The sequence below is a fragment of the Pseudarthrobacter albicanus genome (genome assembly GCF_018224015.1).
Classification (GTDB): domain Bacteria; phylum Actinomycetota; class Actinomycetes; order Actinomycetales; family Micrococcaceae; genus Arthrobacter; species Arthrobacter albicanus.
Genome location: NZ_JAGPOT010000157.1, coordinates 1 through 3,896 on the forward strand (window position 1 = coordinate 1; position 3,896 = coordinate 3,896).

Genomic DNA, 3,896 nt, shown 5'->3' on the forward strand with positions numbered 1-3,896 from the left:
TCTTTCCTTAAGGATGATTTTTCCGTTAAGGGAGGACTCGTTATTGATGGTATTTCCAAAGGTGTTGCAACTCCCGTTTTTCGGGGGTGTTGCAACGACCGCTGGAACTCGCCTCAGGAGCACTTTTCGTCGTTTAAACACGCGGCTGGAGGCGCACCCTCATGAAAGGCCGAGGTTAAGGGCCGATCGGCCGGCCGCGGGAGTGCGGTCCTTCCGGGCCGCACTCCCGCCCTCCGGCTCGAGGATCAGTGCTTCCTGAACGCGCCCCTGATCTTTTCGCCGGCCTGCTTCAGATCGGCCCGGAAGTGGCGGCCCTTGTCCTCACCCCTGAGGCGGCTGTTGCCGATGGCCCCGCCGGATGCTTCCTTGCCCCTGCCGTGGAATTTCCCGGCAGCGTTATGGATCCTGTCACCCCAACCCATGATGGTCCTCCTTATATCCGCGGCCCCGTGCGGCGTGGATGCCGTAGAAACCGACATCTAATTGTAGGGACGGACCAGCCATAAAGGCACCTGTCCATCCCTAGGGGATGGACAGGCCACGGCTTAGAAGAAAATTTCCAGTACCCAACGCCCCTTGTGGTGCACGCACATACAAGATAGTTTTTTGAACTCAGGCGGCGCGAAGCCCTCCCTGCATCAGGGGTAGTGCCGACGGCGGCCGGGACACAGCAGCGCTCCGGAACCGGACCGGCCCGGGACGCCTGAGCGACGGATGCGGCAGCCCGCATCGAGCACGGGTGGTTCGACGATCACTTCGCTGACTCCATGAATACAGATATAACCGGTATAACCGGCGACAACGCTCAACACTGGTCCGCCGGTGTTGAGCCTCGACGCTGCGCGGGTGACCCCACGGCCGGCGAATTCACTATCAGGGGCCGGCTGGGCCGGAACAATCAGAGGAGAGTGACATGAACAAACTCAAAAGGATCGGGCTCGCGGCGGCTCTTGCCGTCCCGATGATCGGCGGGACTCTCCTGACCGCCCCGGCGGCGTCCGCGGCCCCCGCCTGCCAGCCGGCGACGAAGGTGAAGTACGACCCGCACCCGGGCTCCATCGCGCTGCAGACCTCCTTCGAAACTGGAACGTTGGAGAAGTTGCTTCCGAGAACGTCGGGGACTGGGACCGCCACTGTTTCTTCCGTCCAGCGCCGCTCGGGGGCCTGCAGCGCCTACCTTCACGCGACCGCGGACGCCGGCTCGGTTGCCATGATGGCAACCCGGTCCTTGCCTTCCGGATCCAGGGAGGTTTACGCGGACGGGTGGTTCAACATGACCAAGGCTGGCTTGCCGAATAGCGACGTCCCGTACTTCCGGGTCTTCAACGGTTCCGCCCGCGTGATGGACGTGCACCGGTCAAACAGCGACGGCCAGCTCTGGCTCCGCGTCGCTTCCCCGGTCGGTTCCTTCGATTACCTCAGGCTGGGCGGCGTCGCTGCCGGGTTGGGCGCATGGCACCACCTGGTGCTCCATGCCGTGCTGAACGGCCCCACGTCCACCGCCGAGGTCTGGTTCGACGGCCAGCTCCTGTTTTCCAGCAACAAGGTGAGCACGGGCCACAAGGCTCTGACCAGAGTGCAACTGGGAGCGGAGCACTCCCGGCAGATGGGTGACACCTACATCGACGACGTCAGCATTACCGTCCGGTAAATTTCGCCTCTTCACCCGGTGCCGGGACCGGGACTGAAGGGGTCGGCCAGTCAGTCCGAAGGGAGAGATCTGATGAGTGAAGTAGTGGATCGGCTGGTGACGGCGATGAACGCGCATGATCTCGAGGTGGCGGCAGCGCTGTTCCACGAGGAATACCGCAGCGCGCAGCCTGCCCATCCTGGCCGGGCCTTTGTCGGCCGGGCCCAGATGCACGCGAACTGGGCGGCCATGTTCGCCGGGATTCCTGATTTTCAGGCGGAATTGATCCGCTCCGTCGACGACGGGAACACCACGTGGACCGAATGGTCCTGGTCCGGACATCGCACCGACGGGCAACCGTTCCAGGTCCGCGGGGTGGCCCTTTTCGAACTGAAGGACCACCTGATCACGGCCGGCAGGCTGTATATGGAGGACGTCGAACACGAGGCCGCGGGAATCGAGGAGGCGGTGGAGGCTCTGTCGGGGCGCCGGCCGGACCATGCCGGCGACTGAGCATCCTACAAGTAGCCCAGATGCCGGAGGCGGCCAGGGAGCAGAAATTGTCCCGGCTCCGCCGATTTGTAGGGTATGGCCTGGAAAATAGCTTGCCTCTGGGCATATCCGCAGGGATTCTTGAGGCGCTACCATAGGCCATGTTCCTAAAGCGTACGACGGTATTGATGGCTGTGGGCATGTTTAGCCTGACCGGGTGGAGCTTCCCGCCGGTCCCGGACCGGGCGCCCGCCGCAGCGGCGAGCACAGATGGTACGCAGGCCGCGATCGTCAACGGGTGGGGCCCGGTGGTTGCCGGGGACGAATTCTCTAATACGGGGCCACCGGATCCAGCTAAGTGGAACGTATTTGACGGTGTGGGGCATGCAGGCAAGGGGATCCGGAGTCCCAAGGCCTGGGCCGTGGCTGGCGGCGTTGCCACAGTCAGCGGTGACTCCGCCGGCACTACCGGGGGCATATCAGCCCGGTTTGCGCAACAGCAGTATGGTCGGTGGGAAGCCCGGATGAGAACCAGCGTCCGGGACCCGAAGTACCATCCCGTGCTCATCCTGTGGCCGAACAACAATATCTCCCCGAACTGTGCAGAGGTGGACTACGCCGAAGGTACCTCCAATGCGACTTTGATCAAGTTCTTCCTGCACCATGCCTGCAGCGGTCCGGGCTTCCAAACCGGGGCAACAGGAACGGTCGACAACACGCAGTGGCACAACTACGCGGTTCAGTGGACGCCGGCCGGGATCACCGGCTACGTGGACGGGGTGCCATGGTTCACCGACTCAGACCCGGCACACCAGCCCACGGTTGGGATGCACCAAACCGTCCAACTGGACTGGTTCCCGGATGGGACCCCCACGGCACCGACCCAGATGCAGGTCGACTGGATCCGCGTCTACAAGTGACCAGTCCGTGTGGGTTGCCGGACGCATCTTTTTGGTCGCCGGCAAAAGGCGGCGGCCGAACTTCCGTGCACCTGGCACCGGAAGCCGCCAGCCTCCGCAGGCGTCCACGAGCACCAGCGGACATTCAACGCGCTGCGCATCGCTGGAAACCGAGCCCGACGCCGGGGGCCGGGTGGGCGCTTGCGCTCGCCGCCGTTGTCCCGACGGTCCTGATCAACATCGGCCCGGTTATTGCCGCCGATCTGAGCGCGCTCACGCACCGATGATGAACGCCGAACGGATGGCTGGCTAGCACTGGGCCGGCTGGGTCACTTCCGTCTTCAGGCCACCAGCGGGTCGTTGAGCCGGGCGCGTTTTAGGATCTTGACCTTTGCGTGGTGCGGGGTTCCTGCCGGGGTTCGTGCCGGTGGCGGGTCTGGTCGTGGAGGGTTCCGGGGAGCGGGATGCCGGCCATCGGGTCGCCGGTCATGCGGGTGCCGGGGAGCGGGGGCGCGGTGGAGGAGTACGTGTGGCCGGTAGGGGTGGTGAGTTCGAGGGTGTGACGGGGGCCCGGCCTCGGCTGCGCGGCCCAGCCGGGGATTTCCTTGGTGTGGTTGCAGGCTTCGCAGAGCCCGGAGCCGTTGGCGTGGCTGGTGGTGCCGCCCTCGTGCCACGGGATGATGTGGTCCAGGTGCCGGATCGGGGCGTCGCAGTAGGGGGTGCGGCAGGTGTCGTCCCGGGCCGTCAGGAAGCGGCGCAGCCCGGCCGGGAAGAGCCGGGCCCGGGAGTCCAGGGCCAGCAGGTCCCCGGTCCCCGGGGCGGTGTAGAGCCGCCGCAGCCAGATGGCGAACGCCGGCGAAGCCCCGGTGAGGCCG

At 65.1% G+C, this 3,896-nt stretch carries 5 protein-coding genes; 3 read left to right on the plus strand and 2 right to left on the minus strand.

Features of this window, described 5'->3' with window-relative positions:
* Positions 1–245: 245 nt before the first annotated feature.
* The gene (locus J9611_RS20955; RefSeq protein WP_211883081.1) at positions 246–422 is read right to left on the minus strand and encodes a CsbD family protein; all 177 of its coding nucleotides are present in this window, start codon (positions 420–422) and stop codon (positions 246–248) included.
* A 491-nt stretch (positions 423–913) separates the two neighbouring features.
* Between J9611_RS20955 and J9611_RS20960 the strand changes: the two genes are divergently transcribed.
* The 3 genes from J9611_RS20960 to J9611_RS22440 all read left to right on the plus strand — a co-directional run bounded on the left by J9611_RS20960 (position 914) and on the right by J9611_RS22440 (position 3,042).
* Entirely contained in the window at positions 914–1,651 is a 738-nt protein-coding gene (locus J9611_RS20960; protein WP_246528122.1) for a LamG-like jellyroll fold domain-containing protein, read from the plus strand.
* Between the two features lie 72 nt (positions 1,652–1,723).
* A complete protein-coding gene (locus J9611_RS20965; RefSeq protein WP_211883083.1) occupies positions 1,724–2,143 on the plus strand; it encodes a nuclear transport factor 2 family protein in 420 nt (139 codons plus the stop codon).
* Positions 2,144–2,322: 179 nt separating this feature from the next.
* A complete protein-coding gene (locus J9611_RS22440; RefSeq protein WP_211883091.1) occupies positions 2,323–3,042 on the plus strand; it encodes a glycoside hydrolase family 16 protein in 720 nt (239 codons plus the stop codon).
* A 355-nt stretch (positions 3,043–3,397) separates the two neighbouring features.
* Here J9611_RS22440 and J9611_RS20975 read toward each other — a convergent pair.
* The coding region (locus tag J9611_RS20975) for an HNH endonuclease (RefSeq protein ID WP_211883093.1) at positions 3,398–3,896 on the minus strand (499 nt) is incomplete at its 5' end.